Genomic DNA, 23,630 nt, shown 5'->3' with positions numbered 1-23,630 from the left:
TCACCGCCCGGTCAGGTGGGGCGCCGGCTCCACGTACACCGGCAGGTGATGCCCGGCCCGGGCGCAGAAGAGGGCGACCTCGTACGCCATGTCCCCCACCTCGGCCGAGCCGTCGATACCGACGGTGAGGATCGCCCCGTTGCCGGTGGTGGCGTGGAACAGGAACGCCCGCGACATCTGCACCACCACCTGGTGCAGCTCACCCTCACCGCACAGTCGGGCGGCGGCCAGACCCAACGCCTGGAGACCACAGACCACACTGGACAGTTGCTCGGCGATCTCCTCGTCGATGCCCCGCGAGGCCCCCAGCATGATGCCGTCCGGGGAGAGCACCACCGCGAACTTGGCACCGGGCACCCGATCCACGATGTCGTCGAGCGCGTCGTTGAGGTTCTCGGCGGTGACCAGGGCATGGGTCATAAGGGCGCTGTCCTCTCGTCGAAACTCCTACGTTCGTACCAGAGAAGACCCGGCGTCAGGGGGCTGACACTCCCCCTGATCCTGTTCCCTGATCCTCCTAACGTACGACGACGCTGGTCACCCTAATCGGACGGGTCGGACGGCACGATCACGCCGGGAATCGCTCCTCTGACCGACGGTGACGCCCGCTCAGGACGACGACACCGGGCCACGCAACCCCACCAGGCCGGGCACCGCGGCACGACCCAGTTCGGCGCCGCTGGCCGGGTCGAGCCATCTCAGTGCGTCCCGCCCACCCACATAGAGGCGACCGCTGTCCGGGCCGAGGAGGAGACCGCTGACGGGAGCGTCGACCGGCCGTTCGGCAACGACCCGCAGACCGACGGCATCCACGGTACGCACCACACCGGCCCCGCCGAGGAACAGTCGATCGTCGTCCGCCGTCGCGTACGCCGGGCCGGAGGCGACGGGGACGGCGGCGGTGCGGCGTACCGTCAGCTCCTCCGTGGAGATCTCGGCGACGGTGCCGGAGGTGAGGTCGGCGACGTACAACCGCGAGCCGTCCGGGGCGATCGCCATGGCGTGCCCGTCGGCCGGTCCCTCCCCGAACGGGTGCGGCAGGTCCACGCAGAACGCCCACCGCTCGTGCAGGTGCAGCGTGTGCACGAAGGCGTGGACGTCACGGCCCGGCCGCCCGCTGATCCGGTCCCGGGTATGCCGGTGATCGGGTTGGTGGGTGTAGAGCGTGTACAGGACGCGACGGTCCGGGGCGAGCACGGCCTGCCGCCCGTCGCCGCGCATCTCCTCCTCCGCGTCCGCCGGGATCGTCTGCTTGAGGCGGGTCTGCAACGGGCCCGCCACACCGGTGGCGAGGTCGACCACCCGGACCCGGTACCGGTCCGGTGCCTGCGGCGGCAGCCACTCCAGCACGAACAGGCCGCGGTGGTCGTGGCTGAACGCCTCCGGGACGACGTTGCCCGGCAGCCGTAGTCGCTGCCGCACTCCATCCGCGTCGGCGATCAGCACCGGCGTGACGTCCCGCCCGGCCGGAGACGCTGCGGTGACGCTCACCGCCTCGGTGGTCAGTGCCACCCACGTGCCGTCGGCGGAGACGGTCTGCGGCACCCAGCGGCCTGGCAGCCGCACCCGCGCGGAGGCGACACCCGTGGCGGTCTCGATCCGCCAGAACGCGGTGTCGGCACCCTCCGGTGCGCTCGCGTACACCGACCGCCCGTCGGCGGCGGCCACGGCGTGCGGGATGACCTGCCGCTCGGCGCCGCGCAGCAGGGCGACTCCGTCGGCCAGCTCCAAGAGCAACGGATCCGGCGGCACCGCCGCCACCCGGGACCCGGTCGGATCACACCCGACCAGCGTCGCGACGCCCGCGCCCACCAGCGCGGACAACAGGGTACGTCGGGTGGCCGTCCTCGTCGCCATCATGCCCGGATGACACCGCCACGCCGATCCCGGTTCCGTCAGCGGACAGTGGAACCTGGACGACGCGACCGGTGTCAGGACAGTGATCCCACCGGAGGTTTCCCTGGACGACGAGGAGTTCGTCACCCGCGCGCAGGCAGGTGACCTGGAGGCGTACGAACTCCTGGTCGCCCGGCACACCGCGTCCGCATACCGGACGGCGATCCTGCTCGGCGCGGGATCCGACGCGGAGGACGTGGTCCAGGAGGCGTTCGTGAAGGGCTACCGGAAACTGTCCCGCTATCGCGGCGACGCCTCGTCCCGATCCTGGCTGCTGGCGATCGTGGCGAACGAGACGCGCAACCTGCACCGGTCACGCGACCGGCGTACGGGTCTGGTGCTGCGGGCCGCCCGGGTGGCCCCGAACTCGGAGGCGGTCGAGGACGGGGCCGTCGACGCCGTCCTCGCCGGGGAACGGCGGGCCACCCTGGTCCGGGCACTGCGGTCGCTGCCGGAGCGCGACCGCGAGGTGATCGTCTGCCGCTACTTCCTCGACCTGTCCGAGGACGAGACGGTCGCCATGCTCGGCTGGGCACGCGGCACGGTGAAGTCGCGGACCTCCCGCGCCCTGGTGAAGCTGCGCGGCCTGCTCGATGTCGAGGAGCTGAGCCGTGGCTGACCTCGAACGGGAACTGCGCGAGCTGTCCGCCTGGCTGGAAACCCCCGAGCCACCGGACGTCACCGCCCAGGTCCGCGCCCGGCTGGCCACCCCCGCCCGGTCCTCCCGGACCGTCGGCCGACGTCGCCGTCGGTGGCGGTACGCGGTCGCCGCGCTCCTCTCCGCCCTGCTGGTCGCGACCCTGCCACCCGGCCGGGCCGCGCTCGCCGACGCGATGGCCGGACTACTGCGCGTCGCCGGCATCACCATCAGCACCGCACCCGACCCGTCGCCACCGACCGCTCCCCCGTCACCGCTGCCCGCGCAACGCCCGGCCGACCTGAACGAGGCGCGACGGCTGGTGCGGTTCCCGGTCCGGGTCCCGGCGGCGCTGGGCCCGCCCGACCGGGTGCTGGTGGCCGACCCGGACGGCGCGGGGGGCCACCGGGTGGCGACCCTGCTCTATCGGGGCGGTCAGATCCGGCTGGACGCCTTCGACGGACGCCTCGACGGCGTCTTCTTCAAACAGGTCGGCGGTTCCGGGGCGCAGTGGATGGAGATCGGCGGACGACAGGCGGTGTGGATCGCCGGCCCGCACCCGGTGTCGTACGTCGACCGCGACGGCGTGGTGCGGGAGGAAAGCGCCCGGCTCGCCGCCGCGACGCTGATCTGGGAGCAGGGCGGAGTGACCTACCGCCTCGAAGGCGAGCTGACGAAGGACGAAGCGGTGGAGATCGCGTCCACCCTCAGATAGCGAGAATCGGTGCCGACGTCACCGCCGCCGGACCAGATTTGCATTGCCGCACCTCGATATAGTTAAGATCGTGGAGGAATTGACGATCGAGCAGCGGGCGACCAGGCTCCTTGGGAGCGACGACGTCGACAAGGACGACGTGCGCTTCTTCCTGTCGCGCCTCCTGCAGGTGCAGGAGGACCAGGGACGAAGTGCCAGTCGGGCGGTGTCCCGGGGGCTCGTTCTCGCCGCCGCATTCGTCGTCCTCACGCACAGCACGCTCCTGGAAGCCGAACTGCTGGGGATGAAGATCCATGACATCTCCCCGGTGCGGCTCGTCATCCCGGTCGCCATGATGCTCATGGTGCTCCGTGCGGTCACCGCCCTACGGCTGTCCCTCTTCTATCGACGCGTCTTCCACGAGGCGGCCGGTCAGCAATTGCCGAGTTGGCGGGCGTCCGGGCTGTTACCTCTGCTCAGCCCGTGGAACGGGCCGATGTCGACCCATGCCAGCCCGGTTTGACTCGACGTCGATGAGCATCCGGCAGTGGACCGCCTGCATCAGGTGATGCGAACGACTGACTCCTGGGCGGGTATCACCGCCCTCGCGGCATTCCAGGTGTACGCGTTCGTCATGTTGTTCCACGATCCGCGAGTCCCGACCATCGCGATCGTCGCTTCTCTCGTTCTCACGGTGAGCCTGATGTCGTTCGTCGCCGCGTACCTGTGGTACGTCAACCTGAGCAGGCCCTGAGTTCTGCTCCCCGCGCACGCTGGGATGATCCGACGAAGCCCACCAGTTCGTCTGCCACCTGAGCCTGTTCCCTGCGCACGCGGGGCGGAACAAAACCCCACCTCGGCACGCGATCTTGAAGCCTGGGCAACCGGCAGAACTGGTGGCTGCTTTCCTGTCCACCTGTGCCGTTTGATCTGAGAGAACCCAGCCGTTCTCGCCTCGGCTATCGGCTTGCCATGGTCAGAGCGCGCACTTCATCCAGGTACGAGGCGACCTCACCCTTATCCGGATAGTGGCTGGCCAGCGTATCCGCCAGTTCGCGCGAGCACATCAAGAGGGATGGCAGCGACTTTCGGTCGCCTTCGAGGGCTTGGCGTCCATGGGACACCGCTGCTTCGACATCTCCGTCCCTGGCCGCTGTGACACCCAGTGTCACCCACGCTTCCGCAATTCGCATGGGCTTGCGAGGGATGCCGTGCGGGTCGGTCGATGAGCTGATGACCTCCTGGGCGTACAGGTTGGCCAGGCGGTTTTCACCGACGATGCGGTAGCAGTCCATGGCGTAGAAGTCGAACTTGGCGGGGTCGACCATGAAGTGGTGGTCGACGTCCGCCGGGTACGGGAGGGACTCCAGGAGGCGGCGACCTTGGTCAAGGGCGGTTTCGACCTGTCGTCTGTCGCCCAAACGCGCCCAGGCTTTGGCACGCTGTGCCGCGAGTTGGACCGCAGCACCATCGCTCGTTGCCATTTCCTCGCCCGCCTCAGCGGCAGCGATGGCACCTCGGTAGTCGCCCTGCGTCAGCGCGAACCAGGCACGCATCTCGTGCGTCCAGGCGACGACGGCACTGTTGCCGGCCTCTTCACCAAGTGAAAGCGCCGCTCTACGGGTACCCTCTGCGGTTCTACGGTCGCCCATGTCGTACTCAAGGCAGCCGACCAGGAGGGCGATCCATCCGGCGAGGGTCAGCACCTCCCGGTGCTGAGAGAGCGTGAGTCGGCGATCCATCATGGATGTGAGGCGCCGCAGCCATGCCTGGCCCTCGGTGTGGAGCTGCTCCGAGGGTATGTACGGGTACTCGCAGCAGAGACGGTCGGCGGTGACTGTCAGAGCATCCAGGGTCGACGGCGAAACGTCGGACGCACGGACTCTCGCCAGGATCTCCAGTGTCTCCATCCCGGTCCCGGCGAACAGTGCCCGATCTGCATCGTGCGAGGTCTGGGGAGGAAAGAACGCGGCGGTAACGGTGCCGAAGGTCTTGGCTATGAGCGTCTTGTAGAACGGGTCCGGCTCCGTTCCGCCGGCTTCCCAGCGCTTCCAGTTGCGCAGCAAGGTGCTGTCCGTGGGGAGCCGCTCTCTTGAGTGGGCACGAAGCGCCCGGATCGCATCCGCCTGGGACCAGCCCCGCGCCGCGCGTTCAGCGCGTAGTCGGGAGGCCCAGACCGGCCGGTCCTCGGAAGCGTCCAGAACTTCTGCCATGCCATCCATTATCGCTCTATCCAGCGGTGGCAACGAGGGGACGGGGCCGTGTCACCGCAGTGACATCTGTAGTTGGGTGCGAATCTACGAAAACGTTGACGTCGGCGATGCCGAGCCCTGACGGGCAGGTGCGACAGGCACGACCGCGCCGAGTTCGGGCGCTCATCGTGACGCCATCGGCCTTCGACGGAGACCTGACATGAATGTGCTTGGTGCTGACGTATTCACGCCACTTATGGACGCCACTCACGTTTGCTCGACGACGAGCGGCCGGACGAATGGCTGACCCGAGGTCGTCGTGGGTGGCCGTTCGTGGGGTGCATGAGCGGGCCAGTGATCATTTTTGGGCGTTCATGGAGGATCGGAGTGTGCGGTTTCTGCCGCACCTGTACGCGTCGATGTTCTTCACCACGCTCGGGCAGGTGATCGCGGGGCGGGACGATCCGTCGGGGCGGCGGGCGGCGCTGGCCGTGTTGGGGCGGATGTACCAGCGGTTCGGGCTGCACGCCTATCACGACACCGCGATCAGCGCGGCGTTGGTGGACACGGTGGGCCGGTTCTCGGGTACGGCCTGGGACGCGGGGGCGGCGGGGCGCTGGGAGCGCGGGTGCCGGCGGGCGTTGCGGCTGGTGGAGCGGGTGGCCGGGGCGGTCGGCGACGGGCCGCAGGTGATGGTCGGTGAGGTCGAGTCGCGGTCGGAGCCGGTCGCCGGGGTGGCGGTGTTGACGGTCCGGCCGGTGCGGCGGTTGCGGTTCCGGCCGGGGCAGGCGGTGCCGGTGGGTACGCCCCGGCTGCCGGGTGTGTGGCGGTGGTACTCCCCGGCGAACGCGCCGCGTCCGGACGGGACGCTGGAGTTCCATGTGCGCCGTGTGTCGGCGGGTGCGCTGTCGCCGCTGCTGGCGACGCAGGTCCGGCCGGGTGACGCGCTCTGGTTGGGGCCGGCGGTCGACGTGGGGTTGTCGCTGGAGGCGTCCGGCGGCGCGGATCTGCTGCTGGCGGCCGGTGGGACCGGGCTGGCGCCGTTGCGGGCGATGGTGGAGCAGGTCGCCACGGCCCCCGACGGGCGGAGGGTCACGTTGGTGGTGGGCGCGCGCACCCTGTTCGACCTGTACGACGCGTCCACCCTGGACCTGCTCCAGCGGGCCCATCGCGACTGGCTGACCGTGGTGCCCGCGTTCTCCGACGATCCGGCGGTGGCGCCGGCCGCCCGGGGTGACCTGGTCACGGTCGCCCGGCGTCACCATCGGCCAGGGCAGGCGGTGTACGTCTGCGGGCCTCCGGCGTTGATCGAGGCGGCCCGGTCCCGGCTGCCCGGCTCCGGCATCGCCGCCGCCGACCTGCACCTGGCGGTCACGTTCGGGCGGGCCGGGGACTCGGCGCGGTGGGGGCGGCGGCCGGGGCGGCAGCGGGACCAGTGTGCCGTCGACCGTCCGGCGGAGGCGTGACGTGCGACGACTCACCGTGCGGCGGGCCACCGCCGCCGATCTGCCCGCGTTGACCGGGCTGCTCACCGCCGATCTGGCGAGCGGACGGTTGGCGGCCTGGCTGGTGCCGGACCCGGTCCGGCGGCGGGCGCTGCTGGCCGCGTACGCCCGGTTCGTGGTGGCGCACGGCCTGGCCCACGGCCAGGTCGAGACCGGCGGGGACCGCGCCGCCGTGGCGGTCTGGTATCCCCGGCTCGGGCCGCCCGCGCCGGCTGCGGCGGCACCGTTCGGCCTGCACCGTGCGCTCGGGCGGGACGCGGGCCGGTTCGTGCTGCTGCACGCGCACACCGACGCGGTGCATCCGCACCGACCGCACCACCGGCTCGCCCACCTGGCCGGGGACGAGCACGCCGGGCAGGCGTTGCTCGCCGCCCGCCACCGGCTGATCGACCCGCACGCCCTGCCGTCGTACGCCGACATCGTGACCGACCGGCCCCGGACCGGCCTGCTCGCGCGACTCGGCTACGCACCGCGCACGCCGGTCCGGCTCGACGGCGGCGGTCCGGTGCTGTGGCGGCTGTGGCGGGCCGCGCCCGACCTCGACAGCGTTCTGCCCCGCCGGGTCCGCGTGCACCGCGTCCCGGTTCCCCGACACTCCCAGGAGGATCTGCCATGCCGACCCTGACCGGCTCCGCGCACGTGCCGGTGGCGCTCGCCCGCCGTACCCTCACGCCCTTCGGGTCGTGGGTGTTCGTGGCCGCCGCCTCGGCGCCGCTGGTGGTGCTCGTCGGTGGTGTTCCCGCCACCTATGCGACCACCGGCGTGGTGGCGCTGCCGTTGACGTTCCTGCTGGTGGCCGGGGCGGTGGCGCTGCTCGCGGTCGGGTACACCGCGATGGCCCGGCAGGTCGGGCACCCGGCCGCCCACTACGGCATCGCCGCACACGGGCTGGGTCGTGGCGCGGGTGTCGCCGCCGGTCTGGTCGCGCTGGTCGCCTACAACGCCATCCAGATCAGCCTGTACGGGCTGTTCGGCGCGACGGTGGCCGCGCGGCTCGGCGGCGCGTGGTGGGTGTGGGCGGGCCTCGCGCTGGCCGTCGTCGGGGTGCTCGGGGTACGCGCCATCGTGCTGTCCACCCGGTTCCTGGTCGCGGTGCTGGCCGCGTCGCTGCTGGTGGTCGCGGTGTTCGTGCTGGCCGCCGTGGCACGCCCTTCCGGCGGCACGCTGTCCTGGGCGGGTTTCGACGCGTCGGGGTTGGCGGTCAGCGGTGTCGGCGGTGCGGTCGCGTTCTGCGTGGCCGCGTTCACCGGCGTCGACGCCCCCGGTTCGCTGGTCGAGGAGACCACCGACCGCCGGTCGCTGGGTCGGGTCACCGTCGGCGCGGTGGTCGTCCTCGGTGCCGTCTACACGCTCGCCGCCTGGGCGATGGGGGTCGCGGTCGGTCCCGGCGACGTCGCCGCGCTGGCCGCCGACCCGGCGGCCGGGCTGCCGTTCGCGGTGCTGGCGCGGGCCGGTGGCGGGTGGCCGCCGGTGGCGGAGGTGCTGCTGGTGCTCGCGATCCTCACCTCGATGCTGGCCTTCCACAGCGTGGTCGCCCGGTACGTCTTCGCGATGGCCCGCGAGCAGGTGCTGCCCGCCCGGCTCGCGCACTCCGGCACCGGAACCCGGGTCAGCGCGCCGCGCGGAGGGTCGCTGGCCCAGAGCACCGTGGCGGCGGGCGTGGTGGCCGCGTTCGCGCTGCGCGGCGCCGACCCGCTCGCGATCATGTTCACCTGGTTGTCCACCCTGGGCGCGATGGGGCTGCTCGGCCTGCTGCTGGTCGCGTCGGTGGCCGCGACGACCGCCCCCGCCGCCGTACGCGGTCCCCGGCCGGGCCGCGGGGAGTGGCGGATCGCCCCCACCCTGGGGGTGTTCGCCGGGTCGGCGCTGCTGGCCGCGATGGTCGGCAACGTCGGATCGCTGCTCGGTGCCGTACCCGGCTCGCCGTACCCGTACCTGCTGCCGCTGAGCCTTCTCGGCGCGGCGGTCGGTGGCGGATTGTGGGCCCGGCACCTTCGTGCCCGCCGCCCCGACGTGTACGCCGGCATCGGTCGCGGCACGCCGAGGACCAACGCCGTGCCCGACTCCGTCGACGTGGCGATCTGAACGGGGCAGTCGATGACCACACATGCCACGACCGTGTCACCGGAGGCTCGACGGTGGGCCGACCTGCGCCGGCAGATCGTCTTCCGGACCAAGCGGCTCAACGTGGGCCACCTCGTCGAGGCGGACCAGCGCTACGGGCGGCGGGACGCGCTCGGCCCGCACGGGGTGATGCTGTTCTTCGTCTCCGCAGCGCCGACCGAACCGCACGGCTACCGGCTGCACACCGCGTACCGGCTGTGGCTGTCCTCGCCCGAGGCCGACGACCTGCCCCGGCTCCTCGGTGAGCTGGCCGACATCGCGGCCGAGAACGTGGCCCGCTGCGCCGCCACCGGCGACCGGTGGCATCCCCTCGGGCCGTACCGGTCGATGGTCAACGGCGGTGACATGAGCCCACCGGCCGGTGCCGTCTATGTCGGCGTCGGGGTCACCACCCTCGACACCGACCAGGGCCGCTGGCACCAGGTCGCCCGGACCCTGCGCGACGCGCCGCCCGGCGGTCGGCGACTGTCCGCGTTCGATCTCAAGGGCCAGTGTTACGCGCTGTTGACCGACGGCACCGCCCTGCACGTCGACCGTAACCCGCACGCCCGTCTCGGTGTCGACGGCATCCGCTGCACCCGGACCCTCGACCCCGACCGGATCACCCACTACAACCCGCACCACGACCTCACCGAGCAGGGCGACCAGCACACCCGCGAGGTGTGGCGGGCACTCGGGTCGCTGCACACCGTCCTCACCGCCCACCTGCTGCCCCGGGAACGCCCGTGACCGACACCCCGACGCTGCCGTCCGTCGTGGACGCGGAACTGGTCGACCTGGGACGCGACCGGATCGACGTGGCGGCCGTACTCCGCCATCTTGTCGACCGGGCCGACGCCGCCGCGTCGACGAGCATCGGTTTCCCCGGCGCGGTCGACCTCGACCACAGTGAGGTGATGGCGCGGCTCGGCCGGCGGCTGTGGAACAACATCGGCGACCCGGCCACCGACCCGGGCGGCGCCGCACACACCAAGGCCATGGAACGGGCCGTCGTGGCCTGGGTCGCCGACCTGCTGGCCATGCCCGCCGACGACCGATGGGGGTACGTCACCACCGGCGGCACCGAAGGCAACCTGGCCGCCCTGCACGCCGCCCAGCGCCGTCATCCCCGCGCGGTCGTCTACCACTCGACCGCCGCCCACTACTCCATCCCCAAGATCCTCGACATCCTCGGTGCCCGACGTCTCGCAGTACCCGCCCGTCAGGACGGCGAGATCGACCACGAGCAGCTCGCCGCCCAGCTCCGCCGACGACCCACCCGCCCGGCGATCGTGGTCGCCACCGCCGGCACCACCATGACCGAAGCCGTCGACGACCCGGCCCGTATCCACGCCGTCCTGGCCGCCCATCCGGCCGGCGGGCACCTGCACGTCGACGCCGCCCTCGCCGGCATCCCGCTCGCCCTCGACGGTCGGCTCCGCCTCGACCCGTCCGGTGGCATCGACAGCATCGCCATCAGCGGCCACAAGTTCTTCGGTACGCCCACCCCGTGTGGCGTCGTCCTCCTCCGTGGTCGACTCCGCTGCACCGGCACCCCCGTCGCCTACACCGACACCGTGGACAGCACCGTCACCGGTTCCCGCTGCGGCCTGGCCGCCGCCCTGCTCTGGCACGCCATCGCCACCCACGGTCGCGAGGGGCACCGCTGGCGGGTCAGCGAGGCCCGCCGCCTCGCCGCGTACGCAGTCGACCGGCTCACCGCGGTCGGCTGGCCCGCCTGGCGTCACCCGCACGCCTTCACCGTCGTCCTCGACACGCCGCCGGCATCCGTACGCCGCAAGTGGCTCCTGGCGACCGACGGTCCGATCAGTCACATCGTCTGCATGCCCGGCCTCACCAAGGGCCAGGTCGACGCTTTCGTCGCCGACCTGCGACCAGACCCGGCAGCGCGCACTGCTCCGGACCCGGCACCGCCGAGTGGTCCAGCGGCACGCAGTGGTGCGGCGGCGCGGAGTGCTCCAGCAGCGCGGGGTGATGCGGCGGCACGCAGTGATCCGGCCGGGTGGACCGGTACGGCGGCGCGGACGGTGGTGCAACCGGGCTGAGTTTCCGGGGCGGATCAGGCTCGCGCCTTCCGCCCCGGGTTCTGCGGTGGTCGTCGGGCCCGGCGACCACCTGGCCGGCTGCCGCTCCAGGGAGGGGACGGCACCGGTCGGTGGCCGGCGGCGAGGGACAGCGTGGTCCTGCGCCGCCGGCCACCTCCACACCTGCGCGACGGATTCGCACGGCAGCGCTGCGCGCCGTCCGGGCATCGGCCGCTCTCCGCGCCGTCCGGATGTTAGGAAGGGTCCCCTGCTATGCACGAGGCGTTAGCAGGGGGCCCTTCCTTACCTCGAAGCTCGCGCGGTACGCGCCGTACCTCGAAGCTCGCGCGGTACGCGCCGTACCTCGAAGCTCGCGCGGTACGCGCTGTACGTCTGAGCTCGCGCGGTGCGCCTGCGGTCGCGGCGGTTGCCTCGGGTGATCAGAATGGCGGGATGACGCGTACCCGCTGGACCGCCCTGATCGCGGTGGCCGCTCTCGCGACGGTCGCCGGCTGCTCCGACGGGGCGGAGTCGGAGTTACCGGTGCGCGCCGCGCCGTTGCCGGCCGAGGTGCGGGGCCTAGGTGCGGCGGTGCTGGCGGTGCCGGTGACGGACGAGCGGCGCACCGACCTGGTCGGGTTGCTGGCGGTGGACCGGTTCGGTGACGACGTGGCGGGGCTGACGCCGGTCCGGCGGCACGTCGACCTCGCCCTGGGCGATCCCCGGTTCCCGACCGTCGCGCGGGGGCTGGCGGAGGATCGGCGCGACGCGCTGCTCGTCGACGGTCGACTGCGCGACGTCACGTTGCCCGACCACACGGCCGCCCGGGAGGTGACCGGCGTCGGTGCCGGGCTGTCAATCACGGGATTCCGGTGCCTCACGGTGACCGGCGAGGGTGCGATCACACAGCCGTCGGTGGAGGCGTCCTGCACCGCCGCCGAGTTGGGTGGTGTGATGTGGCAGGACCGGCCGCGCACCGGGTACGGCGGGATCGACCTGAAGACCGGGGCGGCGAGTCCGCCCGTCACGTTGCCGTCGTACCCGATCGCCGTCGGCGCGGACGGCCGCTACCTGGCCGCGCTCAGCAAGGATCGGCCCCGGCGGCTGGTGATAGCGGACACCTCGAACGGGCGGTCCCGGCCCACCATCGAGCTCGGCGGCGGGACGGTGCAGGGGGCGATGACCGGCGGCGGCTTCGCGGTGCTGCACATGGTCGACCGGCGGCGGGCGGTCAGTGTGGTCGCCCCGGACGGTGAGGTGCGGACGCTGCTCAGCCCGGTCGGGGAGGTCGCCTTCGCCCCGGACGGGAGTCGTGCCGTGGTGGTGGACACCCGCTCCGACAGTCGCCGGCTCTCCGTGCTCGATCTCTCGTCGGGTGCGGTCACGCCGGTGGCGGACCTGCCGCCGATGACGGGGTCGGTGACCGCGACGGTGTCCGGGGACACCGCCCTGGTGGTGGACGTGCCGTTCGGGCCGGACAGTGGCGAGCCGACGCCGCGCCCCACGCGCGCCTGGTCGGTGCGGCTCTCCGAGGTCACCGCGACGCCGCAGCCGGGCTCGCCCGCCGCGTCGGCGGTGCTGGTACGCAAGACCGACACCCCACCGGCCGTCGCCTCGGCGGTGTCGGCGTTGTCGTTCCAGCCGGGCGGCGAGACGCTCACCCTCAGTCCCGACGCTACGGTGACGGTCGCCCCGCCGGGCGCCACGCCCACCGCGAGCCTCGGTGGCGGTGCGGTGCTGCACACGCTGGTCGACTCCGACGGCGAGGTACGGGCCGACCGGGTGTTGGTGACCGACGGGTCCGGCGGTGCGGCCGAGGTGCGAACCGGTGCCGGCGACGACCAGCGCGTCGACCGGGTGATCCTCACCCCGGACGGTGGCCATCTGTTGTTCTCCCTGCGCCCGACCCGTCCCCGTGGGCAGCCGAGCGACCTCGACACCGTGGTGGTGGCGCGGCGCGACGGCTCCGGCGAGCCGGTCGTCGTCTACCGGGGGGCGGTGCTGGCCGGTCTCGGCGTGGAGCAGACGAGCGCCCCGTGACCGGGTGACGGTTGCGCGGTCAGTGCATCGCCTGGGTGCCGATGACGGCCAGCAGTTGCAGCTTCTCGTAGCTCTCGCTGCCGGGCACGGCGGTGTAGACCAGCAGCGAGTGGCCCTGCGTCGGGTCGACGAGCGCCTGGCAGGTCAGCTCCAACATGCCCAGCTCGGGGTGGACGAAGTGCTTCACCTCGTGCGGGCGGACGCCGACCTCGTGGTCCTCCCAGACCTGCCGGAACTCGTCGCTCTGCGTCAAGAGCAGGTCGGCCAGGTACGCGGCGCGGGAGCCGGGGCCGCGCAGCGTGACGATCCCGCGTAGCCCGGAGGCGAACATCCGGGTGAGGTGCGGATGGTCGCGGGCGTCGTAGCGGGCGCGGGTCTCCGGGTCGGTGAACCAGCGGTAGCCGATGCTGCGGGCCGGGCCCTGGTAGCGGGTCAGGTCGCCGGTGAGCGCGACGCCGAGCGGGGTCTGTCGGAGCGTCTCGCCGAGTTCGGTGACGATCTCCGCGGGCGTGTCGTGCAGGCGGTCGAGGATGCGCAGCAGCCCCGGGCTGATGTGGGTGCCGGCGGCGCTGGGCGCGGGCGGGTTGTGCCCGGCGAGCCGGAACAGGTGGTCGCGCTCGTCGAGGGAGAGGTGCAGGCCCTGCGCGATGGAGGCGATCATCTGCTCGGAGGGCTGCGGGCCGCGTTCGCGTTCCAGCCGCGAGTAGTAGTCGGTCGACATGTGGCAGAGCGCGGCGACCTCCTCGCGCCGGAGCCCGCTCGTGCGGCGGCGTTGCCCGCGCGGCAGGCCGACGTCGGCGGGTTGCAGCGACTCGCGACGCCGCCGCAGGAACTGCGCCAGTCCGGTCCGGTCGATCGCCATGGGTGCCTCCTTCGGTGCCGCCTCGTTTCTACCGCCCGCGTCGGCCGGTAGCCACGGCCCGCCGATCCCCCCTTCGCCGCGCTGACCCGGCCGCGCGATCCGGGGATCGACGGTCCCTGAATATCGCCGTCGAGATCGCCGAGGGTGGAGACACCGACACGATCCCAGGAGTACGAACATGCCAGGTAAGCCGATCGACATCAGTGTTCCCGACCTGTCCGGAAAGCGGGCGGTCGTCACCGGGGCCAGCGACGGCATCGGGCTCGGCATCGCCACCCGGCTCGCCGCCGCCGGCGCCGACGTGATCCTGCCGGTGCGTAATCCGGGCAAGGGCGAGGCGGCGGTCGCGGCCATCCGCCGTCAGCACCCGAGGGCGACCGTGTCGCTGCGGGCGCTCGACCTCTCCTCGCTCGCCTCCGTCGCCACGCTCGGCGAGACGCTGCGTGCGGAGGGTCGGCCGATTCATCTCCTCGTCAACAACGCGGGCGTGATGACCCCGCCGCAGTTGCAACGCACCCCCGACGGGTTCGAGCTGCAGTTCGGCACCAACCATCTGGGGCACTTCGCCCTCGTGGGTCACCTGTTGCCGCTGCTGCGCGACGGTCGGGCGCGGGTGACGTCGCAGGTCAGCATCGCGGCGAACCGCAACGCCATCAACTGGGACGACCTGAACTGGGAGCGGTCGTACGACGGGATGCGCGCGTACAGCCAGTCCAAGATCGCGTTCGGGTTGTTCGGGCTCGAACTGGACCGCCGCAGTCGGGCCCACGGCTGGGGCATCACCAGCAACCTGTCCCACCCGGGGGTCGCCCCGACCAGCCTGCTCGCCGCGCGTCCCGAGGTGGGTCGCCAGCGGGACACCATGGGCCGACACATGATCCAGACCATGTCCCGGCTCGGCATCGTCGTGGGCACGGTCCAGACCGCGCAGCTTCCCGCCCTGTACGCCGCCACCTCCCCCGCCGCCGTCGGTGGCCGGTTCTACGGGCCGAGCGGCATCGGGAACCTGGGGGGTGCTCCGGCCGAGCAGAAGCTCTACTCCCGGCTGGGCGACGCCGCCGAGGCGCAGCGCGTCTGGCGGGTCTCCGAGGAGTTCACGTCGGTGTCGTACCCGACCGACTGAGCCGAGTGCGGTGGGTGCCCCGGATGCCGCCCGGCGCGGCACCCGGGGCGTCCCGGGCCCCGTCGGCCCGTCATCCGCGTACCGCGACGGGATCGACCGTCGCGGTACGCCGCTGGTGGGTGCGGATCAGGTCGGCGTAGCGGGCGCCGCTGGCCTTGAGCGTGCGCCGCTGGGTGGCGTAGTCGACGTGCACCAGACCGAAGCGCTTGTCGTATCCGTACGCCCACTCGAAGTTGTCCAGCAGGGACCAGGCGAAGTAGCCGGCCACCGGGGCGCCCCGGCGCACCGCCGCCGCGCACGCGGCCAGGTGTCGTTCCAGGTGGTCGGTGCGTTCCGGGTCGGTGACGGTGCCGTCGGCGGCGACCACGTCCGGCCAGGCCGAGCCGCTCTCGGTGACCAGGATGCGGGGCGGGGCGTACTCCTGGCTCACCTCGACCAGCAGGCGTTCCAGGCCCGCCGGGTGCACCTCCCAGTCCATGGCGGTGTGCGGCGCGTCGGGCACCGGCACCTGCCGGGCGTACGGTGCCGGGCCGTCGGGGTCGTCGGCGGCGACCTGCCGGAAGTAGTAGTTGACGCCGAGGAAGTCGGTCGGGGTGGCGATGACCGCGAGGTCGTCGCCGCGTACCGGCGGCTCGACGCCGTAGGTGGCCACCATGTCGGTCGGGTAGCCCCGGCCGTGCAGCGGGTCCAGCCACCAGCGGTTGACGTGCCCGTCGAGTCGGCGGGCGGCGGCCAGGTCGGCGGGCCGGTCGCTGGCCGGGTCGATCGGGCTGAGGTTGAGCACCGGCCCGATCGACGCCGGGGCGGCGGCGTGCGCCCGGATCGCGGTGGTGGCCAGGCCGTGGCCGAGCAGCACGTGGTGGGCGGTGTGCACGGCGCGACCCAGGTCCCGGTCGCCGGGGGCCATCCGCCCTTCGAGGTGGCCGATCCAGGCGACGCAGAGCGGCTCGTTCACGGTGCACCAGTCGGTGACCCGGTCACCGAGGCGGGCCGCGACCACGGCGGCGTAGTCGGCGAACGCCTCGGCGGTGTCCCGTTGCGGCCAGCCGCCCCGGTCCTGCATCGCCTGCGGCAGGTCCCAGTGGTAGAGCGTGACGAAGGGGCGGATGCCGGCGGCCAGCAGCGCGTCGGTCAGCCGGTCGTAGAAGTCCAGGCCGGCGGCGTTGACCGGGCCGACGCCGTCGGGTCGGACCCGGGGCCAGGCCACCGAGAAGCGGTACGCCTCGACGCCGAGTTCGCGCATCAGCGCCACGTCCTGCGGCCACCGGTGGTAGTGGTCGCAGGCGACCTCGCCGGTGTCGCCGTTGTCGACGGCGCCCGGCCGGGTGCAGAAGGTGTCCCAGATGGAGGGTCCGCGGCCGTCGGCGTGGACGGCGCCCTCGATCTGGTAGGCCGAGGTGGCGACACCCCAGAGGAAGTCGGGCGGCAGCGGGGACAGGTCCGGCACGGGCGGGTTCTCCTCGGTTCTCACGGTGGACGGGCTCACTTGACCGCGCCGGCGGTCAGGCCGGCGACGAAGTAGCGCTGCAACGCCAGGAAGCCGGCGACCACCGGCACGCTGACCACCAGCGAGGCGGCCATCACCTGGTTCCAGTAGACGTTGAACTGGGTGGAGTAGCCCTGCAGGCCGACGGCGAGGGTACGGCTGCTCTCGTTGGTCAGCACCGAGGCGAACAGCACCTCGCCCCACGCGGTCATGAACGCGTACACGGTCACCGCGACCACACCGGGCACCGCCGCCGGCAGCACCACCTGGAACAGGGTGCGCAGCGGGCCGGCGCCGTCGACCTGGGCGGCCTCGTCGAGCCCGCGCGGGATCGAGTCGAAGTAGCCGACCAGCATCCAGATCGAGAACGGCAGCGAGAAGGTGAGGTACGTGATGATCAAGCCGGTGCGGCTGGCGTAGAGCGCGATGCCGGTGGCGTTGCCCAGGTTGACGTAGATCAGGAACAGCGGCAGCAGGAACAGGATGCCGGGGAACATCTGGGTGGAGAGCACGGTCACCGCGAAGACCTGCCGGCCCCGGAACCGGTAGCGGCTGACCGCGTACGCGGCGAAGACCGCCACGGTGACCGAGAAGATCGCCGCCACGCTGGCCACCAGCAGGCTGTTGAGCAGGTACCGGCCGAGCGGGACGGTCGACCACATGTCCACGAACGCCTGCACGGTCGGGCGTCGGGGCCACCAGGTGAAGGCGGCCTGCACGTCGGACAACGGTTTGAGCGCCGAGCTGACCATCACGTAGAGCGGGACGAGCACGAACCCGGCGAGCAGGGTCAGCACGATCCGGCGGGACCAGCGTTCGGCGGCGGTCTCACGCATCGTTCCTCCGTCGGTTGGTCAGCAGCAGGTACCCGGCGGTGACCAGCAGCAGGAACAGCAGCAGCACCACCGACATGGCCGAGCCGGTGCCGAAGTCCCAAGTCTGGAAGGAGCTGCGGTAGATGTGCAGCGAGATCAGGTCGGCCTCGGCCGGTGCCGAGCCGCCGAACAGGACGTACGGGGTGTTGAAGTCGTTGAACGTCCAGAGGAACAGCACCAGCAGCAGCACCAGGTTGACCGGGCGCAGCATCGGCAGGGTCACCGAGCGCAGGCGACGCCAGAACCCGGCGCCGTCCATGGCGGCGGCCTCGTACAGCTCGTCGGGGATGTTCTGCAGCCCGGCCATGATGCAGAGGAAGGCGAAGGGCCAGGTCCGCCAGATCGACACGATCAGCAGCGCGACGAAGCTGTTGTCGCCGATCAGCCAGAACGGCGGCTCGTCGACCAGCCCCAACTGGTCCACCAGCACGTGGTTGACCAGGCCCGTGTCGCGCTGGAACAGGAAGGTCCAGGTGATCACGGCGGTGTAGACCGGCAGCGCGTACGGGGTGAGGAAGAGCGCACGCAGGATCGCGCGGCCCCGGAAGGGTCGTTGCAGCAGGACCGCGGCGGTGGTGCCGAGCACCCAGGACAGCCCGACGGAGAGCACCGTGTAGACGGCGGTGACCCGGAACGAGCGCAGCAGGTCGGCCCCGGCGGCGGAGTCGACGTCCAGCACGACGCGGTAGTTGTCCAGCCCGACGAAGGGCGCGCCGGACCAGTCGCGGATGTGGAACTGGGTGAGTTCCAGCAGGCTCATCCACGCGCCGACGAGCATCGGCACGACGTGGATCGCCAGCTCCAGCACGATGGCCGGGGCGAGCAACAGGTACGGCAGCAGCGACCGGCGGGGCCGGCGGGATCGTGGCCGCGCGGGTGGCCCGGTGTCGGTGGGAGTGCTGGCGGGCGGCGAGGTGGTGACTGCCATCAGGGTCCTTCCGCAGGCTGGCCGTGGGAGGGTCGGCGGGCACCTCCCACGGCCAGCGGTCCGTGGTCAGCGCATCTGCTGCTGGGCCCGGGTCAACTTCTCCCGGACGCTGTCCTCGGTGACCGGCCTGCCACTGGCCGCGTCGGCGAAGAGTTCCTTGATGGCGGTGCCGACCAGGGTCTCGAAGGTGCTCTCCTCGGGCACCTGTGGCAGCGGGGCCGCGCTGGTGGCCAGCGTCTGGGCGAGGACCTTCTGCTCGTCGGCGGCGAACGCCGGGTCGGCGGCGACGGTGCTGACGGCCGGCAGCGAGCCGTACGTCTTGTTCAGCGTCACCTGCTCGGTGTCGCTGGTCATGAACTTGACGAACTCCAGCGCGCCGTCGAGGTTCTCGGTGTGCTTGAACACGGCGATTTTGATGCCGGCGACCATGCTGTTGACCTGCTTGCCGCCGGCCGGCGGCGTGGCGAGGAACGGCACCGGGGCCACCCCGTAGGCGTCCGGGGCCATGTTCTGTGACCGCAGGTTGGCTCCGGCGGCCTGCCAGAGCAGCATGGCGGCCTTGCCGTTGGCGAAGTCGGAGACGGACTGGTTCTGCGCGTACTCGGCGTTGCTCGGGTTGACGATCTTGTCGACGGCCATCAGGTCGACGTAGCGCTTGACGGCGGCGACGTTCTGCGGGGTGTCGAAGCTGGGCTTGCCGGCCGCGTCGAACCAGTCACCGCCGTACTGCTGACCGAAGGTGAAGGCGTGGTGCGCGTTCTCCGACGGGTTGGCGCCCTCCACGGCCAGGCCCCACCTGCCGTCGCCGGTGAGCTTCCTGCCGACCTCGGCCACCTCCTCCCAGGTGGTCGGCGGGGCGGTGATGCCGGCGTCGGCGAACGACTTCTTGTTGTAGTACAACGCGTAGGCGAGGCTGTAGAGCGGGACGGCGGCCGGCGGCTTGTCGGCGGCACCGGCGGCGGCCAACGCGGCGGGGACGAAGCGGTCCTTGCCGCCGATCTTGTCGAGCGTGGCGTCGTCGAACTCGACCAGCGCGCCGGTGGCCTGCAACGAGGCCGACCAAGTGTTGCCGATGTTGACCACGTCCGGGCCCTGCCCGGTGGTGGCTGCGGCGAGCAGCCGGTTGAGCAGATCCGACCAGGGGACCACCTCGACGTTGACCGTGATGCCGGTCTGCTGGGTGAACCTGTCCAGCTCGGGCTGGAGGATCGCCTTGTCGGCCTCCAGGCTGGCGCCCTGGTTGCTGGCCCAGTAGGTGAGGGTCTTGCCGGCTTCGCCGGAGGACTCGCCGGAGCCGCAGGCGGTGAGCGACGCGGCGGCCAGCACGGTCGCGGTGAGTATCGCGAGGTGTCGTCTCGACACGGTCTGCCCTTTCGACGGGGGTGGTGGGGACGCCGGTCGGGCCCGGGAAGACGGGGCAGGGTGGGCGGGACCGGACGGTGGTGTGGAGGCGGAGAAGGCCCCGCCGAGTTACATCACGGCTTAATTAATGTCGTCATTAAAATGGCTCGGCGGGGGGCCGTCAAGCACGGGCCGTACAGTCGCCCCGGGGCGGGCCGATCAAAACGAGGTGACACGTGGAGCTGGCGCGGGCGACGAACCGCAGCGTCCGGGTGCGCAACCGGTCGGCCCTGCTGTCCCGGATCTTCCTGGACGGCCCGCTGACCCGGCAGGATCTGGTGCGCAGCACCGGCCTGAGCCAGCCGGCGGTCAGCAACGTGGTCGGCGACCTGATCGACGAGGGCCTGGTGATGGAGGCCGGCGCCGCCGAGTCCGACGGCGGCCGGCCGAGCATGATGCTGCGGATCGTGCCCCGGTACGCCGTGGTCGTCGGGGTGGACGTGGGCGAGACCCGGGTCCGGGTCGAACTGTTCGACCTGGCAATGATCCTGCTGGCCAGCGCCGAGTACCCGCTGGAGGACGGCGGCACCGAACCGGCCACGGTGGCCGGGCACGTGCTGACCGGCATCGACCGGGTGCTCGCCGACGCCGACGCACGCCACGACGAGGTCCTCGGCGTCGGCATCGGCGTCTCCGGAGTGGTCGAGCAGGGCGACCGGGCCGTGGTGGACGCGCAAACCCTCGGCTGGGATCACGTACCGCTGGAACGCCTGATCGCCGAGGGCACCGACCTGCCGCTGCACATCGACAACGGCGCGAAGACCCTCGGCCAGGCCGAGATGTGGTTCGGCGCCGGCCGGGGCGCCCGGCACGCGGTGTTCGCCCTGGTGGGCTCCGGTGTCGGCGCGTCCGTGGTGACCAACGGCGTCACCTATCGGGGCGCGTCCAGCAGCGCCGGCGAGTGGGGGCACACCACCCTCGTCTACGGCGGCCGCCCCTGCCGCTGCGGCGCCCGGGGCTGCCTGGAGGCGTACGTCGGGGCCGAGGCGATCATCGACCGGTACCGCGAGGCCCGGCGCGGGCGGGCGGTGCCCGGAGCCGACGAGGAGTCGCAGATCGCCGCGCTGGTGACGGCGGCCGAGACGTCGCCGACCGCCCGCCGGGTGCTCGACGAGACGGCCGACTACCTGGGTGCCGGGGTGGCCAATCTGATCAACCTGTTCAACCCGGAGCGGGTGGTGCTGGGTGGCTGGGCCGTCATGGCGCTGGCCGAACTGCTGCCCGCCGTCCGGGCCGCCGCCGGTCGCCAGGCGCTGCGCCTGCCGTACGCGCAGGTCTCGATCGCGCTGGGCGAACTCGGCGTGGACGCGGTGGCGCTCGGCGCGGCCACCCTGCCGATCGCCCGGCTGCTCGCCACCGGCGGCGTCCGCCGCTGAACGACAAAGCGAACCTTCGGGATAAATAACGAAGTTATAGATCGATGTCTTGACGCCACCGCGGGGCTCCGGCAACACTCTGCGGCAGACGCTCCGGCGTCCACGGTGCCCTCCCGGCGGCACCATCGCACAGCCTCACCGGCCTCATCAGCGCCCCGTCCCGCACCCCGTCGCGCCCGACGTCCGCTCCCCCACGACCGACAGGCGACGTCATGACCGCACGCGCACCCCACGTACCGCCACCGCACCTCCGCCGACGAGCCACCACCCGGCGCCTGCTCGCCGGGCTCGCGGTGAGCCTGGTCGCCGCCCTCGTCCCGACCGTCGGCGCGGCACCCGCCCAGGCCGCACCCACCCTGCTGTCCCAGGGCCGCCCGGCCACCGCCTCCTCCACCGAGGGTGGCGCCTACCCCGCCTCGGCCGCCGTCGACGGCGACTCCGGCACCCGCTGGTCCAGCGCGTTCAGCGACCCGCAGTGGCTCCGCGTCGACCTCGGCGTCCGGGCCACCCTCACCCAGGTCACCCTGGCCTGGGAGGCCGCGCACGCCCGTGCCTTCCAGATCCAGGTCTCCGACGACGGCACCACCTGGACCACCGTGCACAGCACCAGCACCGCCACCGGCGGCACCCAGACCGTCGCCGTCAGCGGCGCCGGCCGCTACGTGCGGATGTACGGCACCCAGCGGGCCACCGGATACGGCTACTCGCTGTGGGAGTTCCAGGTCTGGGGCGAGACCGGCGGCACCGGCACCCCGGTCGAGCCGACCGATCCGCGCAACCCGAACCTCGGCCCGAACACGTTCGTCTTCGACCCATCCACCCCCACCGCCACCATCCAGAGCCGACTGAACACCCTCTTCAGCCAGCAGGAGACCAACCAGTTCGGCCCGCAGCGCTACGCGGTGCTGTTCAAGCCCGGCACCTACACCGCCGACGTCAACCTCGGCTTCTTCACCCAGGTCGCCGGACTCGGCATGTCACCCGACGACGTCAACCTCAACGGGCACGTACGGGTCGAGGCGCACTGGTTCAACGGCAACGCCACCCAGAACTTCTGGCGAGCCGCCGAGAACCTGTCGGTGACCCTGCCCGCCGGGGTGCAGGTGGAACGCTGGGCGGTGTCGCAGGCCGCGCCGTACCGACGGATGCACCTGCGCGGCGCGCAGAACCAGATCCAGCTCTGGAACGGCCACGACGGCTGGTCCAGCGGCGGCCTGATGGCCGACACCCGCATCGACGGCCTGGTCGTCTCCGGCTCGCAACAGCAGTGGTACTCGCGCAACAGCGAGTTCGGCAACGGCTGGACCGGCTCGGTGTGGAACATGGTCTTCCAGGGCGTGACCGGCGCACCCGCGCCGAACTTCCCCAACCCGTCGCACACCGTCGTCCCCACCACCCCCGTGGTGCGGGAGAAGCCGTTCCTCTACGTCGACGGCACCGGCGAGTACCGCGTCTTCGTGCCCGCCCTGCGCACCAACTCCGCCGGCACCACCTGGTACAACAAGACCCCCGCCGGGTCGTCGATCTCGCTGGCCGACTTCTTCGTCGTCCGGCCCGGCACCTCGGCGGCCACCATCAACGCCGCCCTCACCCAGGGCAAGAACCTGCTGTTCACCCCCGGCGTGCACCGGGTCACCCAACCGATCCAGGTGAACCGGGCCGACACGGTGATCCTCGGCCTCGGCCTGGCCACCATCCAGACCGACAACGGCACCGTCGGCATGCGCGTCGCCGACGTGGACGGCGTCAAGGTCGCCGGCATCATGTTCGAGGCCGGCACCACCACCTCCCCCGTCCTGATGGAGGTCGGCCCGTCCGGGTCGTCGGCCGACCACGCCGCCAACCCCACCTCGCTGCACGACGTCTTCTTCCGCATCGGCGGGCCGGGCGTCGGCCGCGCCACCACCAGCCTGATCGTCAACAGCGACGACGTGATCGGCGACCACATGTGGCTGTGGCGGGCCGACCACGGCGACGGCGTCGGCTGGACCGTCAACACCGCTGACACCGGGCTGGTCGTCAACGGCGACGACGTCACCATGTACGGCCTCTTCGTCGAGCACTACCAGAAGTACCAGACCATCTGGAACGGCAACCGCGGGCGCACGTACTTCTACCAGAACGAACTGCCGTACGACCCGCCCAATCAGGCCGCCTGGATGAACGGGTCGACCCGGGGCTACGCCGCGTACAAGGTGGCCGACTCGGTGACCAGCCATCAGGCGTGGGGGCTGGGCAGCTACGCCTACTTCAACGTCGACCCGTCGGTGGTCGCCGAACGATCCTTCGAGGTCCCGAACAACCCCAACGTGCGCTTCACGAACATGGTGACCGTGTCGCTCGGCGGCGTCGGCACCATCAACCGGATGATCAACAACACCGGGAACACCGTCAACAGCGCCAACCAGGTCGCCTACCTGACCACCTACCCGTAGGCCGACCACCGGGTGCCGGGCCGCCCGCCCGG

21 protein-coding genes are annotated in these 23,630 nt (G+C 71.9%); 13 read left to right on the top strand and 8 right to left on the bottom strand.

Features of this window, described 5'->3' with window-relative positions:
- Together ACIBO1_RS19370 and ACIBO1_RS19365 are read right to left on the bottom strand one after the other, a co-directional pair.
- A complete protein-coding gene (locus tag ACIBO1_RS19370) occupies positions 1–420 on the bottom strand; it encodes a roadblock/LC7 domain-containing protein (RefSeq protein ID WP_396748313.1) in 420 nt (139 codons plus the stop codon).
- A 189-nt stretch (positions 421–609) separates the two neighbouring features.
- A complete protein-coding gene (locus ACIBO1_RS19365) occupies positions 610–1,860 on the bottom strand; it encodes a YncE family protein (protein WP_396748311.1) in 1,251 nt (416 codons plus the stop codon).
- Between the two features lie 79 nt (positions 1,861–1,939).
- Here ACIBO1_RS19365 and ACIBO1_RS19360 point away from each other — a divergent pair, with 79 nt between their 5' ends.
- The 4 genes from ACIBO1_RS19360 (at position 1,940) to ACIBO1_RS19345 (ending at position 3,981) form a co-directional block, all read left to right on the top strand.
- Positions 1,940–2,515 carry an RNA polymerase sigma factor gene (locus ACIBO1_RS19360; protein ID WP_396748309.1) on the top strand — a complete coding sequence of 192 codons (576 nt, stop codon included), beginning with the start codon at positions 1,940–1,942 and terminating at the stop codon, positions 2,513–2,515.
- Positions 2,508–3,248, top strand: a complete 741-nt coding sequence (locus tag ACIBO1_RS19355) for a hypothetical protein (RefSeq protein ID WP_396748307.1) — start codon at positions 2,508–2,510, stop codon at positions 3,246–3,248. Before ACIBO1_RS19360 ends, ACIBO1_RS19355 begins: the two co-directional genes overlap by 8 nt.
- 70 nt (positions 3,249–3,318) lie before the next feature.
- A complete protein-coding gene (locus ACIBO1_RS19350) occupies positions 3,319–3,750 on the top strand; it encodes a hypothetical protein (protein ID WP_396748305.1) in 432 nt (143 codons plus the stop codon).
- Positions 3,751–3,795: 45 nt separating this feature from the next.
- Positions 3,796–3,981 carry a hypothetical protein gene (locus ACIBO1_RS19345; RefSeq protein WP_396748303.1) on the top strand — a complete coding sequence of 62 codons (186 nt, stop codon included), beginning with the start codon at positions 3,796–3,798 and terminating at the stop codon, positions 3,979–3,981.
- A 205-nt stretch (positions 3,982–4,186) separates the two neighbouring features.
- Here ACIBO1_RS19345 and ACIBO1_RS19340 read toward each other — a convergent pair whose 3' ends face one another.
- Positions 4,187–5,440, bottom strand: a complete 1,254-nt coding sequence (locus ACIBO1_RS19340) for an XRE family transcriptional regulator (RefSeq protein ID WP_396748301.1) — start codon at positions 5,438–5,440, stop codon at positions 4,187–4,189.
- Positions 5,441–5,808: 368 nt separating this feature from the next.
- Between ACIBO1_RS19340 and ACIBO1_RS19335 the strand changes: the two genes are divergently transcribed.
- From ACIBO1_RS19335 to ACIBO1_RS19310, 6 genes are all read left to right on the top strand, one after another.
- Positions 5,809–6,885 (top strand): FAD-binding oxidoreductase, encoded by a 1,077-nt coding sequence (locus tag ACIBO1_RS19335; protein ID WP_396748299.1) that lies wholly within the window; start codon positions 5,809–5,811, stop codon positions 6,883–6,885.
- A gap of 1 nt (position 6,886) precedes the next feature.
- Positions 6,887–7,549 carry an N-acetyltransferase gene (locus ACIBO1_RS19330; protein ID WP_396748297.1) on the top strand — a complete coding sequence of 221 codons (663 nt, stop codon included), beginning with the start codon at positions 6,887–6,889 and terminating at the stop codon, positions 7,547–7,549.
- Entirely contained in the window at positions 7,537–9,009 is a 1,473-nt protein-coding gene (locus tag ACIBO1_RS19325) for an APC family permease (RefSeq protein WP_396748295.1), read from the top strand. Before ACIBO1_RS19330 ends, ACIBO1_RS19325 begins: the two co-directional genes overlap by 13 nt.
- Before the next feature lie 12 nt (positions 9,010–9,021).
- On the top strand, positions 9,022–9,777 hold the full coding sequence (locus ACIBO1_RS19320) for a hypothetical protein (RefSeq protein ID WP_396748293.1): 756 nt from the start codon (positions 9,022–9,024) through the stop codon (positions 9,775–9,777).
- Positions 9,774–11,093, top strand: coding sequence for a histidine decarboxylase (locus ACIBO1_RS19315; RefSeq protein WP_396748291.1), 1,320 nt, complete (start codon positions 9,774–9,776; stop codon positions 11,091–11,093). Before ACIBO1_RS19320 ends, ACIBO1_RS19315 begins: the two co-directional genes overlap by 4 nt.
- A 432-nt stretch (positions 11,094–11,525) precedes the next feature.
- A complete protein-coding gene (locus tag ACIBO1_RS19310) occupies positions 11,526–13,112 on the top strand; it encodes a hypothetical protein (RefSeq protein WP_396748289.1) in 1,587 nt (528 codons plus the stop codon).
- A gap of 19 nt (positions 13,113–13,131) precedes the next feature.
- Here ACIBO1_RS19310 and ACIBO1_RS19305 read toward each other — a convergent pair whose 3' ends face one another.
- Complete coding sequence (locus tag ACIBO1_RS19305) at positions 13,132–13,974, bottom strand: helix-turn-helix transcriptional regulator (protein ID WP_396748287.1); 843 nt, start codon at positions 13,972–13,974, stop codon at positions 13,132–13,134.
- A gap of 178 nt (positions 13,975–14,152) precedes the next feature.
- Here ACIBO1_RS19305 and ACIBO1_RS19300 point away from each other — a divergent pair, with 178 nt between their 5' ends.
- Complete coding sequence (locus ACIBO1_RS19300) at positions 14,153–15,097, top strand: SDR family oxidoreductase (protein WP_396748285.1); 945 nt, start codon at positions 14,153–14,155, stop codon at positions 15,095–15,097.
- A 70-nt stretch (positions 15,098–15,167) separates the two neighbouring features.
- Here ACIBO1_RS19300 and ACIBO1_RS19295 read toward each other — a convergent pair whose 3' ends face one another.
- The 4 genes from ACIBO1_RS19295 to ACIBO1_RS19280 all read right to left on the bottom strand — a co-directional run bounded on the left by ACIBO1_RS19295 (position 15,168) and on the right by ACIBO1_RS19280 (position 19,748).
- Positions 15,168–16,568, bottom strand: a complete 1,401-nt coding sequence (locus ACIBO1_RS19295) for a GH1 family beta-glucosidase (RefSeq protein WP_396748283.1) — start codon at positions 16,566–16,568, stop codon at positions 15,168–15,170.
- Between the two features lie 11 nt (positions 16,569–16,579).
- Positions 16,580–17,419: a carbohydrate ABC transporter permease gene (locus ACIBO1_RS19290; protein ID WP_396748281.1), complete on the bottom strand. Its 840-nt coding sequence runs from the start codon at positions 17,417–17,419 to the stop codon at positions 16,580–16,582.
- The gene (locus tag ACIBO1_RS19285; protein ID WP_396748279.1) at positions 17,412–18,386 is read right to left on the bottom strand and encodes a carbohydrate ABC transporter permease; all 975 of its coding nucleotides are present in this window, start codon (positions 18,384–18,386) and stop codon (positions 17,412–17,414) included. Before ACIBO1_RS19285 ends, ACIBO1_RS19290 begins: the two co-directional genes overlap by 8 nt.
- Positions 18,387–18,452: 66 nt before the next feature.
- Positions 18,453–19,748: an ABC transporter substrate-binding protein gene (locus tag ACIBO1_RS19280; protein ID WP_396748277.1), complete on the bottom strand. Its 1,296-nt coding sequence runs from the start codon at positions 19,746–19,748 to the stop codon at positions 18,453–18,455.
- A 215-nt stretch (positions 19,749–19,963) separates the two neighbouring features.
- Between ACIBO1_RS19280 and ACIBO1_RS19275 the strand changes: the two genes are divergently transcribed.
- On the top strand, positions 19,964–21,163 hold the full coding sequence (locus tag ACIBO1_RS19275; RefSeq protein WP_396748275.1) for an ROK family transcriptional regulator: 1,200 nt from the start codon (positions 19,964–19,966) through the stop codon (positions 21,161–21,163).
- Between the two features lie 212 nt (positions 21,164–21,375).
- Positions 21,376–23,598, top strand: coding sequence for a discoidin domain-containing protein (locus tag ACIBO1_RS19270; protein ID WP_396748273.1), 2,223 nt, complete (start codon positions 21,376–21,378; stop codon positions 23,596–23,598).
- The last annotated feature ends 32 nt before the right edge of the window (positions 23,599–23,630 follow it).

The organism is Micromonospora sp. NPDC049903 (assembly GCF_044460945.1).
GTDB lineage: Bacteria > Actinomycetota > Actinomycetes > Mycobacteriales > Micromonosporaceae > Micromonospora.
Note: the sequence above shows the minus strand (reverse complement) of the source record. Positions and strands in the feature narration are given on the sequence as shown.